Consider the following 21,216-nt stretch of genomic DNA (forward strand, 5'->3'; position numbering starts at 1 on the left):
ACGTCGTTTCCGTACGTCACTTCACTGCGTCAGCTCAGCCGCAACCGCATGAGGCATGCCGTCCGCCGTGCACCGCGGCCTGCGCCGTGGGCCGCGGCCCCGCTGCCGCGCGCGTCACCCGGGCGGCGGCAGCGCGCCCGGCCGACGATTCGGCGTCATGCACCACTGTGCCTCCGGTCAACGTCAGTCGCACTTCGGCAGAGCTGATATCGGCCACCGGACACCGCGTCACATCGCGGTCGAGCAGCACCAGATCGGCCGACTTTCCCGTTTCGACGGTTCCGGTGAGGTGGTCCATACGGAGCTGACGCGCCGTGCCGAGGGTGTGCATGAGCAGGGAGGACGAGCGGCTGAGACCTTCCTGCTCGCGGTACAGGTCACCCTCGCCATCGGCCCCGAACCGGTCGACGGCGGTCCGCACCTGGTTCCACACCTGGAGCGGATCGACAGGCCAGTCCGAGCCACCGGAGAGCCGCGCCCCGTGCCGCTCCAGGCTGCGCGCCGGGTACTGCCAACGGTGACGGTCGGCGCCGATGTAGGGCAGCAGGGCGTCCATGGTCCAGGTGTTGCGGGTCGCCCACTGGAGCTGCATGCAGGGGATGACGCCGAGCAGGGCGAAGCGGGGCAGGTCGGCGGGGTCGACGAGCTGAAGATGGGCGGTGGTGTTGCGCAGGCCGCGCGCTCCGGTGGTGCGCAGGGCGTACGCGTAGCCGTCGAGGGAGGTGCGGACCGCGCGGTCGCCGATGGCGTGCGCGTGCATCTGCCAGCCGTCCTTGTTGAAGGCGGCGGTGAGACGGCCGTAGTCCGCGGCGGACACGTACAGCTCGCCGCGGTGGTCGGTCGGCTTCCCGTCATCGTCCAGATAGGGCTCGAGCAGCGCCGCGGTCTGCGCCGGGTACTCGATGACACCGTCGAGGAAGACCTTGACGGTGCCGAAGCGGAGCCCGGGCACCTCGCCGAACGTGTCACGCAGGCCGCGCGCGTAGGCCAGGGCCGCGGCCGGGTCCTTGGTCTTGTCGGTGTCGATGCGCAGGGCGGGCACGATGCGCTGAGGCAGCTGCCCGCTCTCGGCGAGCGCCTTGTAGAGGGCCAACTCGCCCTTGCCCACGACGGCTTCCATGAAGGTGGTGATGCCGGATGCGGCGGCTTCGGCCAGGGTCTTCGCGGCCGCGGCGACGAGCTGCGCCTGATCCGGCTCGGGGATGTGCCGGGTCACGAGGGGCTGGGCGTCGTCCTTGAGGACTCCGGTCGGCTTGCCGTCCGAGCCCTTGACGATCTTGCCGCCGACCGGGTCAGGGGTGGAGGCAGTGATGCCCGCGATGTCGAGGGCGCGCCGGTTGACCCAGATGTTGTGCCCGTCGCCGCCACGCAGGGCGATGGGCCGCCGGGTCGGCAGGGCGTCGAGCATGGAGTGATGCGGGGCGATCCCGTGCGGCAGCAATCCCACGGGATTCCAGTCCTCCACCACGAGCCACCCGTCGGGCTCCTGATCGGCGGAGTCCTTCAGGAACCCGGTCAGCGTCTTCTGCAGCGCCTCGACGGTCTGCTCGGCGCCGGCAAGCGAAGGCCGCAGCGAGCGGTTCGCGGCGTCCATGGGGTGGGCGTGCCCGTCGTGTATCCCGCTCATGACGGTGCCGCCACGGCCGTCCACCACCTGAGTGTCCCGCCCGATGAACCGCTTGAGAGCGGAGTCGCTCCCGACGGCAAGGATCTTCCCGTCCCGCCCGACGGCTACGGCCTGCGCGGGGGCGTGACCCCGAGTGCCGGTGAACACGCGGGAGTTGTGCAGTACGAGGGCGGCGGACCGGCGCCGTGGAGCGGCCTGGGCGGGCGCACCCACGGCGGCGAGCATCCCGGCGGCCCCGGCGGAGGCGATGAGGCCGCGCCGGGAGAGGGGGAAGGGGAGCGGAGAGGGCATGGGGGTCTCCTGGCAGCTGTGACGCGGGGCAATGGGCGGGTGGCGGGAAAAATCCGCCGCGAAGCGGTGGCTCAAAGACTCACCGAGTAACCCGTTAACCAGAACTGCCTGTCGGCAACGGAATCCGAGGCCCCCTGCCCCTGGGACGGGGGATTCCGTAGGATCTCCCGCGTGCAAGGGCCCACCCTCACCGACATAGCACGCGCAGCGGAGGTGTCGACCGCAACGGTCTCGCACGCCCTGAACGGCACCGGCCGCCTGAGCGCAGCCACCCGCCGCAGGGTGCGGGAAACCGCCACCGCCCTCGGCTACGGCACCCGCCGCACCGCCCCGCGCACGCGAACGCTCGGCATCGCCGTCACGACGTTCTCCGCCGCCTGGAACTACACGGAGATCGCCTACTTCTCGCGCGCCGTCACGGCGGCCACATCGGCTGCCCACGCGCGTGGCTACGCCCTCACCACGCTGCCCGCGGAGCGCGTCGCGGACGGCTCGTGGCACAGCCTCGCCGTCGACGGCATGCTGATCATGGACAGTCCGCGCGGGGACCCGATGGTCCGCGCGCTGCGCGCCCGCGGCATCCCGGTCGTCTTCGACGGCGTACCCGGCGACCCGCTGCCCGGCGACCACTGGGTCGACAACGACCACGATGCGACCACCCGCGAGGTCCTCGATCACCTCGCGGCGTCCGGCGCCCGCCGGATCGCGCTCCAGTCCGGCAACGGCGACGAGCACTACGCACGCGCGGTGACGGCGGCGTACGCCGGATGGTGCGCGGAGCGCGGCGCCGACCCGCTGATCGTGCCCTTCGGCGTGGCGGACGACCAGGGGCGTGCGTTCGACGCGCTGCTCCGGGGCCCGGACCGCGCCGACGCCGTCTACGCGGCGTACGACCCGGGCGGCCGCCAACTCCTCGCCGCCGCGGCCAGGGTCGGCCTGCGTGTCCCGGACGAACTGCGGGTGGTGTGCGCGAGCGAGGACCCCGGATACGCGACGACACAGCCGCCCGTGACCACGGTGACCCTCGACCCGGAACGGACGGCGCGCGCCGCCGTGGGCCTCCTGGCCGACCTGGTCGAAGGCGGCGGCGATGCGGCGGCGCCGGGGCCGGTCGTCGTTCCCGCCGCCCTCCTCGTACGCGCGTCGTCCGGCGCTCAGCCCGCGGCCGGATAGTCGACGTACCCCTGCGCGCCTCCCTGGTAGTACGTGGCGGGGTCACCGGCCGCCGTCTCGCGCCCCAGGGCGAACCGGCTGACCAGGTCGGGGTTGGCGACGAAGTGCCTGGCGAAGGAGACGGCGTCGGCGAACCCCGCGTCGACGAGAGCGTTCGCGGAGTCCCTGTCGAAGCCGTTGTTCACGATCAGCGGTCCGTCGAACCGCTTCCGGTAGCGCGCGAACGCTTCGAAGCCGGGGGTGTCACCCGGCCCCCGGAGGTCGGGCCCCCGGACGTCGGGGCCCCGCAGGTGGAGATAGGCGAGGGGGCGGTCGTCGAGCACCGTCACGAGTTCGTCGTGGTCGGCGAGCAGCTCCTCGTCGACGACGAAGCGTTCGGTCGCGGCCATGTACGGCGAAAGGCGCACGCCGACGCGCCGTCCGTCCCACTCGGCGGTGACCGCGTCGACGACGTCGAGCAGCAGCCGCCGCCGCCCCGCGCGCGAGCCGCCGTAGGCATCGGTGCGGTGGTTGAGGCGGGGGTTGAGGAACTGGGCGAACAGGAACGCGCCGAGGGCGCCGATCTCGACCCCGTCGAATCCGGCGCGCCGCGCGTTGGCCGCCGCCGCACGGAACTCGGCGACGGTGGCCGCGATGTCGTCGGGGCTCATCTCGCGCGGCGTGAGCGTCTCCTTGAATCCGCCGGGGGTGAAGGACATCGCGCGGGGGTCGATCGCCGAGGGCCCCGCGGGCAGTGCGCCCCCGAGGTGATCGGGGTGCGATGCGGCGCCGGTGTGCCAGAGCTGCTGCACGATGCGGCCGCCGAGGGCGTGGACGACGTCGGTGACCCGGCGCCATCCGGTGACCTGCGCCTCGCTGTAGACGCCGGGGACGTTGACGAACCCGATGGCCCGTTCGCTGACCCAGGTCCCCTCGGTGACGATGAGCCCGGCACTGGCCCGCTGCCCGTAGTAGGCCGCGTGCAGCTCCGTGGGGGCGAGGGCGGGGTTGTCGGCGCGGGCCCGGGTGAGCGGGGCCATCACCACACGGTTGGGCAGCCGGAGGTCGCCGAGCCCTGTGCCGTGCAGGAGTGGCTGGGCGAGGGTGGTGGCGGTCATGACGGTTCTCCTTCGTGGCGTTACTGTCGCGGCTCGGCCGCGGGGCACGAAGGTGACGGCGTACGACGGGAAAAGGTGACCGATGGACGGGCAAGAGCTGCTCGCGGATCGTTTCGAGGCACACCGGGGCCATCTGCGCGGTCTCGCCTACCGCATGCTCGGCTCGCTCAGCGACGCCGACGACGCCGTCCAGGAGGCCTGGCTGCGCCTCAGCCGCACCGACGCCGACACCGACGCCCCGGAGATCGAGAACCTCACCGGCTGGCTCCGCACGGTCGTCTCCCGCATCTGCCTGGACATGCTGCGCTCCGCCGCGACCCGCCACGAGCAACCGGCGGGCGAGCACCTGCCCGAGCACCTGCCCGCCCGGATCCCGCAGCCCGGCGTGGACGGCGACCCGGAGGAGGAAGTGCTCCTCGCCGACTCCGTGGGCCGCGCGCTGCTCGTGGTCCTCGGCACGCTGGGACCCGCCGAGCGTGTCGCGTTCGTACTGCACGACTTGTTCGCCGTGCCGTTCGCGCAGATCGCCCCCGTCGTGGAGCGCACCCCGGTCGCCACGAAGAAGCTCGCGAGCCGCGCGCGCCACAAGGTCCAGGGCCCGCGCGAGATCCTCGCCACTCCCGGGCTCGCGGGGGACCGGCGGGTCGTCGACGCCTTCCTCGCGGCAGCCCGCGCCGGCGACATCGAAGCGCTGCTCAAGGTCCTCGCCCCCGACGTCGTACGCACCGCCGACCTCACCGCCGTGATCCGCGGCGCCCGGGCCGTGGCGGAAGAGACGCTGCTTCTGCGGCGCAACGCCCGCTTCGCGGAGCCCGCGCTCGTGGGCGGCACGATGGGCCTGGTCGTGGCCCCGTACGGACGACTGCTCCTCGCCCTTCTGATCAGGGTCGAGGGCGAGCGGGTCGCCGCGTACGAGGTGGTCTCGGAGCCGGAGCGGCTGCGTGCGCTGGAGTTCTCCGTGCTCCCTTCGGCGTGAAGACAGGCGTGAGGGCAGGCATGAGGGCAGGCATGAGGGCAGGCTGACGCACCCCGTCGAGCGGACGCGCCTCGTCGTACGCGCGGGTGATGTACTAGAGTTATCTCGACATCGAGATATCTGCCGAGGCGCACCAGAAGCCGCCACCCGGTAAGGGCTACCTAACTAAGCCTTACCTTAGCGGATCGACGAGGAGTCGTGGCGGCAGGATGTGACGTAAACGCGCACATAGCACATATATGAAGGAGACTGTCGTGTCGGCGAACAGCTTCGACGCCCGCAGCACGCTGCGCGTGGGTGACGAGTCGTACGAGATCTTCAAGCTGGACAAGGTAGAGGGCTCCGCGCGCCTCCCTTACAGCTTGAAGGTGCTGCTGGAGAACCTGCTCCGCACCGAGGACGGCGCGAACATCACCGCCGACCACATCCGTGCGATCGGCGGCTGGGACTCCCAGGCCCAGCCCTCGCAGGAGATCCAGTTCACGCCGGCCCGCGTGATCATGCAGGACTTCACCGGCGTGCCCTGCGTCGTCGACCTCGCCACCATGCGTGAGGCCGTCAAGGAGCTCGGCGGCGACGCGGACAAGGTCAACCCGCTCTCCCCGGCCGAGCTGGTCATCGACCACTCCGTCATCGCCGACAAGTTCGGCACGAAGGACGCCTTCGGCCAGAACGTCGAGCTGGAGTACGGCCGCAACAAGGAGCGCTACCAGTTCCTGCGCTGGGGCCAGACCGCCTTCGACGACTTCAAGGTCGTCCCCCCGGGCACCGGCATCGTCCACCAGGTCAACATCGAGCACCTGGCGCGCACGGTCATGGTCCGCAAGGGCCAGGCCTACCCCGACACGCTGGTCGGCACCGACTCGCACACCACGATGGTCAATGGCCTGGGCGTGCTCGGCTGGGGCGTCGGCGGCATCGAGGCCGAGGCCGCGATGCTGGGCCAGCCGGTCTCCATGCTCATCCCGCGCGTCGTCGGCTTCAAGCTGACCGGCGAGCTGCCGGCCGGTACGACCGCCACGGACCTCGTCCTCACGATCACCGAGATGCTGCGCAAGCACGGCGTCGTCGGCAAGTTCGTCGAGTTCTACGGAGAGGGCGTCGCCGCCACCTCCCTCGCCAACCGCGCCACCATCGGCAACATGTCGCCGGAGTTCGGCTCCACCGCCGCGATCTTCCCGATCGACGACGAGACGCTGAAGTACCTCCGTCTGACCGGCCGTGACGCGCAGCAGGTCGCACTCGTCGAGGCGTACGCCAAGGAGCAGGGCCTCTGGCTCGACCCGGCAGCCGAGCCCGACTTCTCCGAGAAGCTGGAGCTCGACCTCTCCACGGTCGTCCCCTCCATCGCGGGCCCGAAGCGTCCGCAGGACCGCATCGTCCTCGCCAACGCCTCGCAGCAGTTCGCGCAGGACGTGCGCAACTACGTCGCTGACGACTCCGAGGCGGGCAAGGAGTCCTTCCCGGCCTCCGACGCCCCGGCCGTCTCCAACGGCACCCCGTCGAAGCCGACCACGGTCACCGCCGCCGACGGCTCGACGTACGAGATCGACCACGGCGCCGTCACCGTCGCCGCGATCACCTCCTGCACCAACACGTCGAACCCGTACGTGATGGTCGCCGCCGCGCTCGTCGCGAAGAAGGCCGTCGAGAAGGGCCTGACCCGCAAGCCGTGGGTCAAGACCACCCTCGCCCCGGGCTCCAAGGTCGTCACCGACTACTTCGACAAGGCGGGGCTCACCCCCTACCTCGACAAGGTCGGCTTCAACCTCGTCGGCTACGGCTGCACCACCTGCATCGGCAACTCGGGCCCGCTGCCCGAGGAGGTCTCCAAGGCGGTCAACGACGCCGACCTGGCCGTGACGTCCGTCCTCTCCGGCAACCGGAACTTCGAGGGCCGCATCAACCCCGACGTCAAGATGAACTACCTGGCGTCGCCGCCGCTGGTCGTCGCGTACGCCATCGCGGGTTCGATGAAGGTGGACATCACCAAGGACGCCCTCGGCGCCGACCAGGACGGCAACCCCGTCTACCTGAAGGACATCTGGCCCACCGAGGCCGAGGTGAACGACGTCGTCGCCAACTCCATCGGCGAGGACATGTTCAACAAGTCCTACCAGGACGTCTTCGCGGGCGACGCCCAGTGGCAGGCGCTCTCGATCCCGACCGGCAACACCTTCGAGTGGGACCCGCAGTCGACGTACGTCCGTAAGCCCCCTTACTTCGAGGGCATGACGATGGAGACCACCCCGGTCTCCGACATCACGGGCGCCCGCGTCCTGGCCAAGCTGGGCGACTCGGTCACCACCGACCACATCTCCCCGGCCGGTGCGATCAAGGCCGACACCCCGGCCGGCAAGTACCTCACGGAGCACGGCGTCGAGCGTCGCGACTTCAACTCCTACGGCTCGCGCCGTGGCAACCACGAGGTCATGATCCGCGGCACGTTCGCCAACATCCGCCTGCGCAACCAGATCGCGCCGGGCACCGAGGGCGGCTTCACCCGCGACTTCACGAAGGAAGACGCCCCCGTCTCCTTCATCTACGACGCCTCGCAGAACTACCAGGCGGCCGGCACCCCGCTCGCGATCCTCGCGGGCAAGGAGTACGGCTCGGGTTCGTCCCGTGACTGGGCCGCCAAGGGCACCGCCCTGCTCGGTGTGCGGGCCGTCATCGCCGAGTCGTACGAGCGCATCCACCGCTCGAACCTCATCGGCATGGGCGTCCTGCCGCTCCAGTTCCCGGAGGGCCAGACCGCCGAGACCCTCGGTCTGACCGGCGAGGAGGCCTTCTCCTTCACCGGCGTGACCGAGCTGAACAACGGCACGACCCCCCGTACGGTCAAGGTCACCACCGACACCGGCGTGGAGTTCGACGCGGTCGTCCGCATCGACACCCCCGGTGAGGCGGACTACTACCGCAACGGCGGCATCATGCAGTACGTGCTGCGCTCGCTCATCCGCAAGTAAATCTTGCCCCAGGGCAGTTGGGCCCGTACTCCCGTGAAGGGGGTGCGGGCCCTACGCTTTGTGTGCCAGGGAACTCGCGGCGGCGACGGGGGTTGCAGTGGACGCTGGAGCAATGGGTATCAAGGTCGCTTCCTCGGTCGTCGTGCCGTTGCTGAAGCGGCTGTTGCTGCCGCCGCCCAAGGCGCCGGGAGCCGAATACTCCGAACGGCCCGTACGCATCACGGGGTTGCTGTCCTTCGCCGGGGACCACCCCGCGCTCAGCAAGGACGACATGCACCGGCTCGCCCGGGAGCTGGTGCGCCGGGCGGTGCGGGCCGCGGGACCGCACGAGCGGCCGATCGCGGACGACGAGCACGACTCCGTCGGGCAGGCGCTGACCCGCACCCTCTTCGCCCTCGGCGAGCTCGACATGGACGACGTGGAGATCTTCGTGCTCGGGCCCGAGGAGCTGGCCAAGAAGCTCAACCGCAAGGCCGGGCCCGACACGCGCAGGCTGCTCACCCGCGACGCGGCGCTCTTCCACGACGTACTCCTGCAGACGGCCTGCGTGCACCTCGTGCGGTTCTTCACCCAGCGGCCCGGATTCGCGGCCCGGGCCCAACTGGAGGAGTTCCAGGAACTGCGGCGCCAGCGCGACCAGTTGGAGGTCATCCTGCGTCGCGTATCGGGGGACGACTGGACGGCGGCGGACGCCCGCTTCGAGGAGAAATACTCCGACTACGTCATCAAGCAGCACGGCACCCTGACCCTCTACGGCGTCGATCTGCGCAACGAGGACGGCAAGGAGTGGCCTCTGGAGAGCGCCTACCTGAGCCTGCGGGCCGTCGCGACGGCCGCCGTGGACGACGAACCCGAGGCGGCGCGCACGGAAAGGGCGGTGGAACTCGAGGAGAGCGTCGAGTCCGTCCTCGTCGGTCACGGGCGCGTACTGCTGCACGGCCTCGCCGGTACGGGCAAGACGACGCTCGTCCAGTGGCTCGCCCTGACCACCGCGCGGCAGGAAACGGTGCCCGGACATCTGCCGCAGCTCCTCGGCCGCGTTCCCTTCGTCCTGCCGCTGCGCACCCTGGTCCGCGAAGGCACCGAACTGCCCCTGCCCGACGACTTCCTGCGCCGCATGGGCTGCCCGCACGTGGGCACCGAACCCGACGGCTGGACGGCACGCGTGCTGCAGAACGGCCGCGGGCTCCTGCTCATCGACGGCCTGGACGAGATTCCCAAGGCCGACCGCGCACGCACCAGGGAGTGGCTGCGCCGGCTCCTCGCCGCCTTCTCCGGCAACCTGTGGCTCGCCACCACCCGCCCCTCCGCGCTCGCCCCCGGCTGGCTGGAGCGCGAGGGCTTCTACGAGTTCACCCTGAACGCGCTGCGCCCCGACGACCTGCGGCGCTTCATCCGACGATGGCACGCGGCGGCAAAGGGACGCGACGGGTCCGACGACGAGCTGATCCAATCCCTGCGCACACGACCGGAGTTGAGCAGGCTCGCCACCAACCCGCTCATGTGCAGCCTGATGTGCGCCCTGCACGAGGAGCGCAACGGCTTTCTGCCCGAGGGGCGCGCCGCCCTCTACAAAGCGGCCCTTTCCATGCTGCTCGAACGGCGCGACAAGGAGCGCGGCTTGGACCTCAAGGTGGGTGAGGAGGCCGCCGCGCTCAGCGAGGAGGCGGCCGCCGAACCCCTCAAGCGTTTCGCGTACTGGCTGATCCGCAACGAGCGCACCCAGATCGAGCGCACGGACGTCCTGGAGTTGCTCCGCAGGCTGCAGCCCCAGGTGCCGAGTCTTCAGCAGCTGGGAAGTCCCGAGGACGTCCTGCAGTACCTCCTCGAACGCACCGGACTGCTGCGTGAGCCCGCATCGGGGGCCGTGGACTTCATTCACCGTACTTTTCAGGATTATCTCGGGGCCAAGGCGGTGCTTGAAGAGCGGGACTTCGGCATTCTGGTGAAGAACGCCCATGCGGACGAGTGGGAGGACGTGGTGCAGATGGCGGTGGCGCAGAGCGATCACATGGGACGTGCCGATCTGCTCATGCGGCTCAACGAGCGCGGCAATCGCGAGAAGGACGCGATGGTCCAGGCCAGGCTGCGGCTGCTCGCCCTCGCCTCTCTTGAGCAGGCCACCCGTCTCGACCCCGCTGTGCGGCTGACCATCGAGACCGAGGCGGCGCGCATGGTCCCGCCGCGCAGCCTGCGCCAGGCCAGGGTCCTCGCGCGCACGGGGCCGCTGCTGCTCGGCCTGCTGCCCAGGGCGGGGGACCTGGAGGGCGACGAGGAGCTTGCGACCGTCCACGCGATCTGCCAGATCGGCGGTGACGCCGCCATACCGCGCCTGACGGAGTTCCTCGACACCCGGCAGCCCCTGGTGCGGGCCCAACTCCTCGGGCACTGGGACCGGTTCGACACCGCTGTCTACGCCGACGAGATCATCCGGCCGCTCCTCACCGCTGACCCGTCGCAGCCCGTCACCGTGCGCTCCAGCGCCGAGCTCGACGCCCTCGCGGGCATGCCCGGATGCGAACGCGTCGGCATTCACGGCGACTTCACCCCGCAGGCCGTCCGCGCGGCACTCGACCCGCAGCGCCTGCGCGAGCTGCGGCTGCGCGGCGCGCTCCAGCTGGACGACCTCGGTCTGCTCGCGGACTTCCCGGCCCTTGAGAGCCTCACCCTGAGGGGCTGCCGCAACCTCAGGGAGCCCGCACCGCTCACCAGGCTGCCCCAGCTGCACACCCTCGTACTGGAAGACCTCCCGCAGTTCGAACCGCTGGCGATGCTGGCGGACTGCCCGCGCCTCACCGCCCTGCACCTGGGCCTTCAAGTGCCCTGGCGCGGGCTCGCCGACCTGTCCCGCCTGGGGGACCTACGGGTCCTCGCGCTGCCCGCCGGCACGGTAGATCTCTCGGAGATCGAGCAATTCCAGGCGCTTGAAGAACTGCGCCTGCACGAATCGGGTGAGCGACTGCTGCCCGACGAGTGGGGCGCCCTGCTCGCCCGACTGCCCGGGCTGCGCACGCTGACCCTCTCACCCGAGCAGCTGAGCACGCTGCTCTTCGACCCGCGCGCGCAGGTCTCGCAGGTCACACATCTCTACGTGTACGCGAAGCCGGGCGCGCCCGTGTCATTGCGGCGCATCGCCCGGAGGCTGCCGGGGCTCGTGGAGATCCATCTCATCCAGGGCACCGACATCGATCTGTCGCATCTGGCAGGCCTGGCCGGGCTGCGACGGGTCAGGCTCGCCTACCCGGGAGAGGTCCGCGCCGCGGCGGGTCTCCCCGGCCGATTCGAACTTGAGATTTATCCACAGCCCTGAAGAGGGTAGAACAACGTTCTTACGTGCCGCCGGACTCCCGCGATTCCGCTGGCGGGAGTCCGGAAGCACAGATAAGTTCCACTGATTCGGGAGGAGTTGGAGCAGTAGTCAGCGGCTGGTGCACGGGGGGAGCGCTGCGACTCGCCCTGTTCGCGGCCGAACGCTCCCAGCGGAAGCAGGATGTCGTCGGATGGGCAAGCCGCAAACCCCACTGCTGTACGGTCGCGATCCTCTGGTGGGCTCACTCATTCCGTCGCTCACCGGACTGGCTTACGAGGAACGGGAGCGCAGGAAGCGGGAGTTCGGCGACGACATGCCCGTCGTCCTGCTCACCGGGCAGCACGGCCTCGGCCGCAGCGCCGTCCTCGACGGGCTCGCGCGGCACTACCACAAGAGGCTGCCGCTGGCCCATGTACGGGTCGTGGCGCCCGGGGCGTCCGTAGCCGTGCCCGTCGTCCCCGCACAGACCGAGGGTGTGCCCGCCGCCCCGGCCGCCGACTTCGTCGAGGTCCTCGAGCGGATCGTGTGCGCGCTCGCTCCTGGGATCGGCCACTTTCCCGTCCTGTTGCCGGGACTGTTCGCGGTCTCCGGCTGGTTCCTGGGCGACGCGGACGGACGGGACGCCGTGTGCGCCCGGCACGCCAGGCTCCTGATCGCCTGCGACCTCCTCGCCGGTAGCGAGCGGGAGGTGGCGCGGCAGTGGTCGGAGCGGGTCGAAGCCTCCATCACCGATGCGGCGGGCGCTGCCGCCGCCGGCAACGCGGTGGAGGACGACGACGGCTCGCAGCCGGTCACGGCGGCGATCCTGCGTGAGCTCCACTCCATGCGCGGCTTCACCCAGGCGCGGAACTGGTACGGGCAGCGGCACACCACACCGGACGGCGTGACCGGGAAACCCGATGCCCTCCTTGAGCTCGGCCGGCGCTTCCACCGGGGCGGCGACTACCAACACGCGGTCGAGAACACCCTCATGGCCGCCTTCCTCGAAGAGGTGGCCGACGCCTACGGCCTGGTGCGGCACCTGAACCGTGAGCCCTGGCCGCTGATCCTCCTCGACGAGGCGCACGCCCCCGCCGGGCAGCGCTTCCTGAACCTGCTCCTCGAACACCGCGCCATCGCGCAGCGGCCCCACCGTGACCGGATCACCGTCGTCGCCACCCGCCTCGGGGACGTACCGCAGGACGAGGCGCCGCAGGCGGTACGCCGTGAACTCGCCGACCTGCTGCCCGCCGGAGGCGGCGCGCGGCGCAAGCAGGCCGCCGCCATCTGGCAGCGCGCCGGACACGATCCGTCCGCGGGACTGCTCGTCGTGCCGCTCACGCCGCTGGGCAGGGACGAAGTCCTCTCGATGCTCGACCGGGCGTCCGTGCGGCTGCTCCACCCGCACCTGGCATCGGCGCTGCACTCGCTGACCGGCGGGCACCCGGCGGCCAGCACCGTGCTGTGCGAGGCGGTGGTGCACGCGGCGCGCCAGAACCGCACGGTGGCCCCGAAGGACCTGCTCGACCTGCCCACCGAGCAGGGGCGCCCGGTCACCCAGGTGCTCCTGGAGGATCTGCTGCCGGACCGGCGCCAGCGCGACCGCCTCCTCGTGCTGTGCCTGGCCCGGGACAACGCGACCGCGGAGGCCCTCGCCGAGAACCTGCGTCTCGACGGCCCCGAACAGCTGCCCGCCAACGCGGCGGCTCAGTATCTGGTGCAGCGGCAGTGGCAGCAAACCGTCCCCGTCGAGGCGCCGTTGGTCCAGAACCGGCTGCTCCAGTCGCTCCTCGTCCATGAGGCGCGCCGTACGTCGCCGCCCCCCGACGATCCGCACAGCTGGCACCAGATCCACCGCTTCCTGCATCTGCACCACGTGCAGCGCTCCGCCAACGAGGAAGCGGACGCGTTGCGCCACAGCCTGGCCGCAGGGAACGCGGCACGGGTCGTGGACATGCTGGCGGACGAGTTCGGTGCGGAGGAGGCGGAGCAGAGCGTCCAGCACTGGCTGCAGTGCGTGCGGGACTGCGCCACCGCCCCGACCCCGCCGTCGGGAAGCATCGAATGGTCCGTGAACTCACAGGAGGACGCGGTGGGTTGGAGCGACCACCGGATGGAGATCGCGCTGGGCGAGCACGCCGCCCGCTACGTCCATCTCGACGAGGCGGGCCGCTGCATCAACCGGCTCCTGCACGCCCTGTGGTACCTCTCCGAGTCGTACGCCGACCCGGCGATCGACCCGGATGCCGAAACCCTGTGCCAGGCGGTGGGCGACGAACTCGGATTCCTCTCCCGGCGCCACCGCACCTGGTACGCGGCCCTCGGAAGAGCCGCCCGCGACTGGCCGGTGGCCGCCCGTAAACGGCAGGTCCTGCCCGTCCCCGTAAGTGAGGGGTCATGATGTTCAACCACCCGCCCAAGGAGTGGGGCCCCCTCGAATGGCTCGTGGCTGCCGTGGTGGTCGCCGCCCTCGTCGTCGGCGGCATCACCTGGAACAACTCGCGCCCCGGACCGTGCGGTGACGGCCTGGAAGAGATAGCCGGGGAGTGCATCGGGGTCACCGCCGACGCCTTCGACGCGGACAAGAAGTCCGAGAGCCTCATCGAGGCCATCGCGGACGAGAACGCCCGGGTCGCAAAGGACTGGGAGAACCCGCCGAACCGCAAGGCCCGCATTCCCTATGTGCGCGTCGCCCTGATGATGCCCTTCACGTCGAACGAGTCGAGTGCGATGACCGGCGACATGATCCGGCGCGCCCTCGCTGGAGCTCTCGCGGCGCAGCTGGAGGCGAACAGCGCCAGCGGCCCGCACTATCAGCTGCTCTTCGCCCCCGACGGCAATGACCTCAAGCAGTGGAAGCCCGTCGTCGACCGGCTCGCCGAGATGACGCGGGACGCGGAGGCGCCGCTGGTCGGGGTGACCGGCATCCCGAGCAGCACGACGGACACCCGCAAAGCGGTCGCCGAGCTCACCAAGCGCGGCATCCCGACGGTGGGCCCGGTCATCACCGCCGCCTCCATGAATTTCCGCTACTTCTTCAAGACGTCGCCCAACAACGAACAGTTCATCAAGGCCCTGTCCCACTACGTCGACCGCTATCCGCAGAAGGAGAAGGGCCTGCTGCTCTGGGACAGCCGCGAGGGCGACGTGTACTCCAAGAATCTGCGTGAGCTCTTCGACCGGCACTTCGGCAAGACCTACGACCTGAAGAACCACAACTCCCACTACATCGGTTCGTCGGGCGAGGACCAGGGCATCCCGCGGCGCTTCGCCGACGCCGTCGCGAGGATCTGCCGTGACGAGGCGGACACCGTCTTCTTCGCGGGACGCGACCAGGATCTGCCCGCCTTCATCAACCGCCTCGCGAATGAGGGCGGTTGCGACCGCAGCGGCAAGCTGCGGATCCTCAAGGTCGGCATCGGCATCGAGCCGACGCTCACCTCCCGCGACATGAAGCGCAGCCTGGACAGGGCCAACGCCACGATCGTCGACGCCTCGGCCTTCGACCCCGCCTGGGAGAACGACATCGGATATGCGCCCTCCGGTTTCTCACCCTTCCACGCGCGCTTCAAGAAGATAAACAGCGATCACAGTCTTGGGGACAAGCCCTTGGCGGACGGGTACATGGCCATGTATTACGACGGGTTCGCCCTCCTCGCGTCCGCCGTCGACCGTACGTACAGCGACATCAACGAAGGCGCCAAGGAGACTCCCGATCCGGTCCGGCTGCCCTCCACCAAGGACGTGTACAGCACGCTCACCTTCTCGACCATCAGCAGCGGGACGTGCACCGGCTGCCTCGTCGGGGCGAGCGGCACCTATGGGTTCACCGGCCCGGGTGCGAACGACCAGTGGGCCGTCTGCAAGCCCGTCCCGATCATCGAGTTCCCACCGGTAGACCGGCCCGGCGACAAAGGGAAGCTGCCGCTGTACCGGACCTACCGGGGGGACGACGCGAAGAGCTGCCCGTCATGAACGACGGGCGACGGCTGCTGCCGGGCGGGCGGCTAGGCGGGGAAGCCGCCGTACGGCACGGTGATGATCTCCATGGCGTGCCCCGCAGGATCCAGGAAGTACACGCCCCGGCCGCCGTCGTTGGTGTTGATCTCGCCCGGCAGCTTCTGATGCGGATCGGCCCAGTGCTCGACGCCGCGTACCTTGATCTTCTCGTACGCCGCCTCGAACTCCGCCTCGGAGATCAGGAACGCGTAGTGCTGCGGGGTGATCTTGTCCGCGGGGATGGTGGCGAAGTCCAATGTGACGGAATTGCTCAACGCCACCGCGATGAACGGGCCCCACTCCGACGTGATCTCAAGGCCCAGCAGATCCGCGAAGAACTCGGCGGACTCCCGGTTGTCCCGGGCGTGGATGATCGTGTGATTCAGTTCGACCGACAAGGAATGCCTCCAGAAGGCATCTCCTGACACCTCCATGCCTCACCCAGCCGGTGACCGACACGCGATGTCGCCGTGGATCTTAGGCACGGAGACATCGCGCTGTCGAGCTGTTTCCCGCGGACGGTCCGGTCCCGCGTGTACGGATCCCGCGTGTACGGAGGTCTGCCCTAATGGACATCCACAGACGCCCCCGGTACGCCTAGCGTCGAAGGCGACTGGCGGAACGGTTCGGGGCCAGGTGTCACGTCCGGCTACCGACCCCACTACAGGGAGCGGCAGCGTCATGGGTTTCGACCGGAAGAGCGAGCGCGGCGAGCAAGAAGGAAAGGCTCTGCCACTTCGGACCTCAGAAACCCGAGGCGTCGATGCGGCGCACCTCTTGGGAAACGGTCAAGTCACGCAGTCGTCCGTCTCGGCCGTGCAGGGCTTGGCGGGAAACGCTGCTGCCACCGCGTACGTGCAGAGGGTCACCGACGAGGATCGCGACAAAGCCAACAAACGGCGGGAACGTTGGGCCGAGCGCGACATCGAACGCGGCGGTGGCCGGCAGGCAGAGAGCTTCTCCACGCACGAAACCCCGTTCGGTCCGTACAACGATGGCCGCGGGCGCGGAAAAGCTCCGAACGTCACCACGAACCAGGGTCAGTATCCGGGAACCCACAACACCGACGGCCGCTACGTCCGTGAGGAACAGGGCCAGTTCATCGGCCTGGTCCCCGAACTCGACGCCGAGCACTTCGCCCCCCTCGTCGCTGCGCTGAAGGGGCGGCAGCTGAGCGAGGAGGAGATCGAGGGGCTGAGCGACGACCAGTGCCGGGCGGCGGCGATGATCATGGGAATCGCCAACGCCGAAAGGGTTCGCGAGCCGGGAGCGCTCAAGCACATCCGCAGCGCGCTCCGGCGGCAGGCCGACCCGTCCCACGAAGCGCCCGAGTTCCTCAACGATTACCCGCAGGGACGTCCCGGTGGGGCCCAGCACGAGAACCGCATCCGGAAGGGCCGCAGGAGGGGGACGCCCGAAGTCAACACCATTCTTGAGGCCTCGTCCTCGTCGGACGAGGGCACATCCCGCCGCTGACGGTCAGCTTTCAGATCGGCGAAGGTTCGGGCAGCAGCGGCGGAACCGCATGAGTGACCGCCATCTGATGTCGAACTATTTCCTGCGGACGGCCACCACCATGCCCACTGCCGTGACGAGCACGGCGAGTGCGGCCCACCCGAACGCGGCCCGGTAGTCGGCCCCTTGAGCGCTGCCGCCACCGACCGCCGCGCCCACCAGGACCGCGAGCCCGAGTGAGCCGCCGAGCTGGTCGACGGAACGCTGGACACCGGAGGCGGTGCCAGCGTCGTCCTCGGTGACGTCGGAGAGGGCGGCGTTCTGCAGGGCGAGCAGCCCGATGCCCATCCCGGCCGCGACACCGATCATGCCGGGCAGCACGTCCACCCACAGGCCGCCCGCGTCAGGAAGACGGGCAAGCCAGCCGAGCCCGGCAGCCGTGAGGAGGAGCCCGAGCAGAGCGGTGTACTTACTCCCGACCGCCCCGATCAACCGGGACGTCAGAAAGATCGCCGCCAGGAGTGCGGCGCAGAACGGAAGATAGGCCAACCCGGCCTGGAGAGGCGTGAGTTCGACGACATCCTGCATGTAGAGAGTGAGCAGGAAGAAGCTCGTACTGAGACCCGCGCTCAGCGGCACGGTCGCCGCGTTCGCGACCGCGCGGGTGCGGTGGGCGAAGAAGGAGAGCGGCACGAGCGGCGACTTCGTACGCACCTCGACGAGCACGAAGACGCCGATGAGCACCGCTCCGGCGAGCATCGCCGCCACCGACCCGCGCAGGACACCGTAGACGAGGGCGATGGGCCCGCCCGTCAGAAGGGCCGCACCGAGCAGATCGAGGCGACGCCCGATGGGACGCGCCCCGTCCGCCCGCACCAGCATGGGCGTGACCGCGATGACGACCGCCGTGAGCGGCACATTGATGCCGAAGGTCCAGCGCCAGTCGAGAAGTTGGACGATCGCGCCGGAGAGCAGTACGCCGACGACGAGTCCGCCCGCCGAGATCGCACCCCACACTCCGAGCGCCCTCGCACGCTCCTCGGGGCCGGGGAAGAGCAGCGCGATCAGCGACATCGCGGCCGGAGAGGCGAGGGCCTCGCCCGCGCCCTGCGCGAACCGGGCGGCGATCAACGTCTCCAGATTGGGCGCGAGCCCGGCGGCCAGTGACGCGAGCGCGAAGAGCGCGGCCCCGAGCAGGAACATCCGCCGCCTGCCGAGCAGGTCGGTGAGCCGCCCGCCGAGCAGCAGCAGCCCGCCGCCGACGAGGGTGTAGCCGGTGACCACCCAGGAGAGGGCGGCAGGGCCCGCGTCGAAGCGCGCGCCGATGGCGGGCAGCGCCACGTTCACGACGGTGACGTCGATCGCGATGAGGAACTGGAGGAGGGAGAGCAGGGCAAGCGTGAGCGTGCGCCGGGGAAAGGTGTTCACGAGCAGGCACTCCAGATCGGCCCCGGGCCGTCGAACGGCAAGCCGCGAGCGGCGGGGCGGAGGAAGACAGGACGCTTCCGTGCCGGACCCGCGGGGCGGGTGGGGCACCTGGAGTTACTTGGTTACGGACACGGGATGGACCGTACCCGAGGGATTGCTGCGCCCGCATCAGAATATTCGGGACGCGCGCCCGCACCAGATCGAGCAGCCCCCGTCCGGCTGCTTCCGCGGTCGACCGGCCGCTCCAAGCAGTCGAGAAGCGCGTCGGAGGCCGCAGGGCCACCGATGTCCCCTAGCAGCTCGACTGCCCGCAGGGCAGTGGAGAAGTCGCCGGACCGCATAACGCGGCACAGGGCCGCCACGTCCCCGGCCAGCCGCATCCGAACCAGGTCGGGGACTGCCGTATCCGGCTCCATTCAGGCACCCTGTCCATGGTCCTCGTCCGCCAGCGCCACATACAGCGGCGTACCGACGACGATCCGCAGTTCCCGCCCGTCCCGTCCTGTGACCGTTCCGCTCAGCAGTCGCCGCGCGAGGAACTCGCCGTAGACGGGAGGAACCGTCAACGACGCGGAAAATTCGAGGACTTGGCGTATCGCGTTCTCCTCGTGTACGGGACGCCCGTCGACCCGGCTGTCGTCCTGTACGAGTTGGAACAGCGACGGCAGGTTGGAGAAGGCCGCCTGGATCGTGTCGGGCGCCGTCCGCTGCCCGATCAGATGATGCCCCGACCCGATGAGCGCGACGACGGTGTCCCCCTCGCGCCCCGTCATGAACGTCGGGCCGGCGGGATCGCCGTACCCGGCGATCCGCAGCCCCAGGTCACCCCTGAACCAGGGGCGCGGCTCCGTCATCCAGCTGACGTCGAACTCCCGCTCCAGGTAAGCCTCGACGATGTCGAGCCGGTCGTACGCGGTCGTGTCGGCACGCGGCGACTGCACGGCGACGCTCAGCACCTTCAGGTCGACCTTCGCCTCGATGGCGAGCCGCTTCAGGAGCTTTGGCGGGATCTGCTCGTACAGCATGTCCAACTTGGTACCGGACACGTAGATGTAGTACCGCACGTGACGCTAGGTGCGGGTCTGGGAGGGCCAGGAAGGCGGTCCAGGCGTCCGGCGTGATGGTGAGGCGCGGGCCGCTGTCCAGGTTCTTTGAGTCGCGGATGTGTACGGCGGCGGGGTGGGCGGCGATCTCCAGGCAGGCGCCGCCCTGTTCGCTGCTGTAGCTGGACTTGAACCACTCAAGCGCGGTGCTGCCGCTCATTGCTCTCCTGGCAATCGGTCCAACAGGCCCTTGGTCTCATGGGGGTTGAGCGCCTGTGTCCGCAGACACGCCTCGCCGAAGCGCTCGTCGACGGTGATCGTGCTGCGGACGGCACCCCAGTTGTCCGTGTGCTGGACGTCCGTCCGGTCGTTCCGGACCGTACCTATCGGGGTGATCTCGAAGCTTGGCATGGCAAGGTTCTCTCTCTTCGGACTGCCCACTTGGCCCGTAAGTCTGCCCCCGCGTCCCTGGAGCCGTATGAACCTCGCGCGTAAGGGTGGGGTGGTTGGTCCACCCCCTTGAGCGCCGGAGGAACGCAGATGGCCTTGGCCCGCGACGAAAAGAACAAGGCCGAGGCCCGGGAGAGGGGCGCGCTCGCGCGAGTACGTCCGTCAACTACCCACACCGACACGGCTGTTCAGCGGTTGCTGGATCTGCAGGGCTCCGTCGGGAACGGTGGCGTCGTCCAGATGCTGCGTCAGACCGGGCACGAGTGGGCGCAGCACCAGCACGGCGCCGGATGCGGACACGAGACGCAGACGGCACAGGGGGCGCAGGTCCAGCGTTCCGTGAGCAGTACGGTCGCGCGCGCCGCGCAGGAGGACGAGCACGCCCATGTGGTGGTGCCGGACACCAGCCCCGAGGGACAGGCGGCCCTGGTGGCCGATGCCAGGAACTCTCCCAGTGAGTCCCTGCCCTCCGCTGTCGTGTCCAAGGCCGTGCCGTTCTACCAGAACGAGAAGATCGCCTCCACCCGTGTCCACCGCGACGCCGTCGCCCAGCGCGCCACCGCCGCCATGGGCGCCGAGGCCATGACCATCGACAACCACATCTTCCTGTCCGCCGAGGCCGCCAACAACGAAGAGACCATCGGCCACGAGCTGAGCCACGTGGACAAGAACACCCGCGGCATCGTCGAGACAGGCCACAGCAACGGCGCGGGCGTCACCACCACGGACCCCCGCCAAGGCTCCGAACACGCCGCCGGGGTCGACGGCCACGCCTACGCCGCGGGCGAAGCCACCGCCCCCTCCGTCACCGCCCAACGCAAGACCACCGACCACGGTGAGGAACTCACGAAGACCGGAACCGTGTAGGGGGCGCCCCCGGGCCCTTTCCGCCCCCCTCCGGCCCCGCTTTCGCGGCCACTCAGTCGAGGCAGAACTCGTTGCCCTCGACATCCTGCATGTTGAGGCACGACTCGTTGTCGTCATCGGCGAGCAGGAGAAGACCGCGTACCGCACCGAGCGGGATCAGCCGTGCGCACTCGGCCTCGAGCGCGGCGAGGCGCTCCTCACCCACGAGCCCTGTGCCGACCCGCACATCGAGATGCACCCGGTTCTTGACGACCTTGCCTTCGGGAACGCGCTGGAAGTACAGCCGCGGGCCGACACCTGTGGGGTCCGAACAGACCGCTGACTCCTGCTGCTCGGGCGGCAGCGTGCGATCGTAATCCGCCCAAGTGGCGAACCCCTCCGGTGGCGACGGCAGGACGTACCCCAAGACTTCGCACCAGAAATCAGCGACGCGCCTGGGTTCCGCGCAGTCGAACGTGACTTGGAACTGCTTGATCGTTGCCATCGGCACATCGTAGAGACGGAGTCTTTCCTTGTCTCCGTAGTTTCGCCCGTGGCGGTGGTGCCCCGTGG

15 protein-coding genes and 1 pseudogene are annotated in these 21,216 nt (G+C 69.8%); 8 read left to right on the top strand and 8 right to left on the bottom strand.

The window, feature by feature from the left end:
* Positions 1 to 34 precede the first annotated feature (34 nt).
* Complete coding sequence (locus ACFQ7F_RS20640; protein ID WP_383272371.1) at positions 35 to 1,918, bottom strand: amidohydrolase; 1,884 nt, start codon at positions 1,916 to 1,918, stop codon at positions 35 to 37.
* Positions 1,919 to 2,089: 171 nt separating this feature from the next.
* Here ACFQ7F_RS20640 and ACFQ7F_RS20645 point away from each other — a divergent pair, with 171 nt between their 5' ends.
* On the top strand, positions 2,090 to 3,091 hold the full coding sequence (locus ACFQ7F_RS20645; RefSeq protein WP_383272373.1) for a LacI family DNA-binding transcriptional regulator: 1,002 nt from the start codon (positions 2,090 to 2,092) through the stop codon (positions 3,089 to 3,091).
* Here ACFQ7F_RS20645 and ACFQ7F_RS20650 read toward each other — a convergent pair.
* Entirely contained in the window at positions 3,073 to 4,188 is a 1,116-nt protein-coding gene (locus tag ACFQ7F_RS20650) for an alkene reductase (protein WP_383272375.1), read from the bottom strand. The two genes, ACFQ7F_RS20645 and ACFQ7F_RS20650, sit on opposite strands and share 19 nt — an antisense overlap.
* Before the next feature lie 82 nt (positions 4,189 to 4,270).
* Between ACFQ7F_RS20650 and ACFQ7F_RS20655 the strand changes: the two genes are divergently transcribed.
* The 5 genes from ACFQ7F_RS20655 to ACFQ7F_RS20675 all read left to right on the top strand — a co-directional run bounded on the left by ACFQ7F_RS20655 (position 4,271) and on the right by ACFQ7F_RS20675 (position 15,397).
* Positions 4,271 to 5,164, top strand: coding sequence for a sigma-70 family RNA polymerase sigma factor (locus tag ACFQ7F_RS20655; RefSeq protein ID WP_383272377.1), 894 nt, complete (start codon positions 4,271 to 4,273; stop codon positions 5,162 to 5,164).
* 239 nt (positions 5,165 to 5,403) lie between these two features.
* The gene (gene acnA, locus ACFQ7F_RS20660; RefSeq protein WP_383272379.1) at positions 5,404 to 8,133 is read left to right on the top strand and encodes an aconitate hydratase AcnA; all 2,730 of its coding nucleotides are present in this window, start codon (positions 5,404 to 5,406) and stop codon (positions 8,131 to 8,133) included.
* Positions 8,134 to 8,245: 112 nt separating this feature from the next.
* On the top strand, positions 8,246 to 11,443 hold the full coding sequence (locus ACFQ7F_RS20665) for an NACHT domain-containing protein (protein ID WP_383272381.1): 3,198 nt from the start codon (positions 8,246 to 8,248) through the stop codon (positions 11,441 to 11,443).
* 190 nt (positions 11,444 to 11,633) lie between these two features.
* Positions 11,634 to 13,823, top strand: coding sequence for an ATP-binding protein (locus tag ACFQ7F_RS20670; RefSeq protein WP_383272383.1), 2,190 nt, complete (start codon positions 11,634 to 11,636; stop codon positions 13,821 to 13,823).
* Entirely contained in the window at positions 13,820 to 15,397 is a 1,578-nt protein-coding gene (locus ACFQ7F_RS20675) for an ABC transporter substrate-binding protein (protein ID WP_383272385.1), read from the top strand. The genes ACFQ7F_RS20670 and ACFQ7F_RS20675 overlap by 4 nt, the downstream gene beginning before the upstream one ends.
* A 32-nt stretch (positions 15,398 to 15,429) precedes the next feature.
* Here ACFQ7F_RS20675 and ACFQ7F_RS20680 read toward each other — a convergent pair whose 3' ends face one another.
* Positions 15,430 to 15,819, bottom strand: a complete 390-nt coding sequence (locus ACFQ7F_RS20680) for a VOC family protein (RefSeq protein ID WP_383272387.1) — start codon at positions 15,817 to 15,819, stop codon at positions 15,430 to 15,432.
* A gap of 283 nt (positions 15,820 to 16,102) precedes the next feature.
* Here ACFQ7F_RS20680 and ACFQ7F_RS20685 point away from each other — a divergent pair, with 283 nt between their 5' ends.
* Positions 16,103 to 16,897, top strand: a complete 795-nt coding sequence (locus ACFQ7F_RS20685; protein WP_383272389.1) for a hypothetical protein — start codon at positions 16,103 to 16,105, stop codon at positions 16,895 to 16,897.
* Positions 16,898 to 16,972: 75 nt separating this feature from the next.
* Here ACFQ7F_RS20685 and ACFQ7F_RS20690 read toward each other — a convergent pair whose 3' ends face one another.
* From ACFQ7F_RS20690 to ACFQ7F_RS20705, 4 genes and pseudogenes are all read right to left on the bottom strand, one after another.
* Complete coding sequence (locus tag ACFQ7F_RS20690; RefSeq protein WP_383272391.1) at positions 16,973 to 18,304, bottom strand: MFS transporter; 1,332 nt, start codon at positions 18,302 to 18,304, stop codon at positions 16,973 to 16,975.
* Positions 18,305 to 18,720: 416 nt separating this feature from the next.
* Complete coding sequence (locus ACFQ7F_RS20695; RefSeq protein ID WP_383272393.1) at positions 18,721 to 19,350, bottom strand: DUF7019 family protein; 630 nt, start codon at positions 19,348 to 19,350, stop codon at positions 18,721 to 18,723.
* A gap of 55 nt (positions 19,351 to 19,405) precedes the next feature.
* A pseudogene (locus tag ACFQ7F_RS20700) lies at positions 19,406 to 19,567 on the bottom strand (DUF397 domain-containing protein); the annotation flags it as partial.
* Entirely contained in the window at positions 19,564 to 19,758 is a 195-nt protein-coding gene (locus tag ACFQ7F_RS20705; protein WP_383272395.1) for a hypothetical protein, read from the bottom strand. The pseudogene ACFQ7F_RS20700 and the gene ACFQ7F_RS20705, both read right to left, overlap by 4 nt.
* 135 nt (positions 19,759 to 19,893) lie before the next feature.
* Here ACFQ7F_RS20705 and ACFQ7F_RS20710 point away from each other — a divergent pair, with 135 nt between their 5' ends.
* Positions 19,894 to 20,664 carry a DUF4157 domain-containing protein gene (locus ACFQ7F_RS20710; RefSeq protein ID WP_383272397.1) on the top strand — a complete coding sequence of 257 codons (771 nt, stop codon included), beginning with the start codon at positions 19,894 to 19,896 and terminating at the stop codon, positions 20,662 to 20,664.
* A 52-nt stretch (positions 20,665 to 20,716) separates the two neighbouring features.
* Here the strand turns inward: ACFQ7F_RS20710 and ACFQ7F_RS20715 are convergent, their stop codons facing one another.
* On the bottom strand, positions 20,717 to 21,148 hold the full coding sequence (locus ACFQ7F_RS20715; protein ID WP_383272406.1) for a VOC family protein: 432 nt from the start codon (positions 21,146 to 21,148) through the stop codon (positions 20,717 to 20,719).
* Positions 21,149 to 21,216 lie beyond the last annotated feature (68 nt).

Origin of the sequence: Streptomyces sp. NPDC056486 (assembly GCF_042795295.1) — a bacterium.
GTDB lineage: Bacteria > Actinomycetota > Actinomycetes > Streptomycetales > Streptomycetaceae > Streptomyces.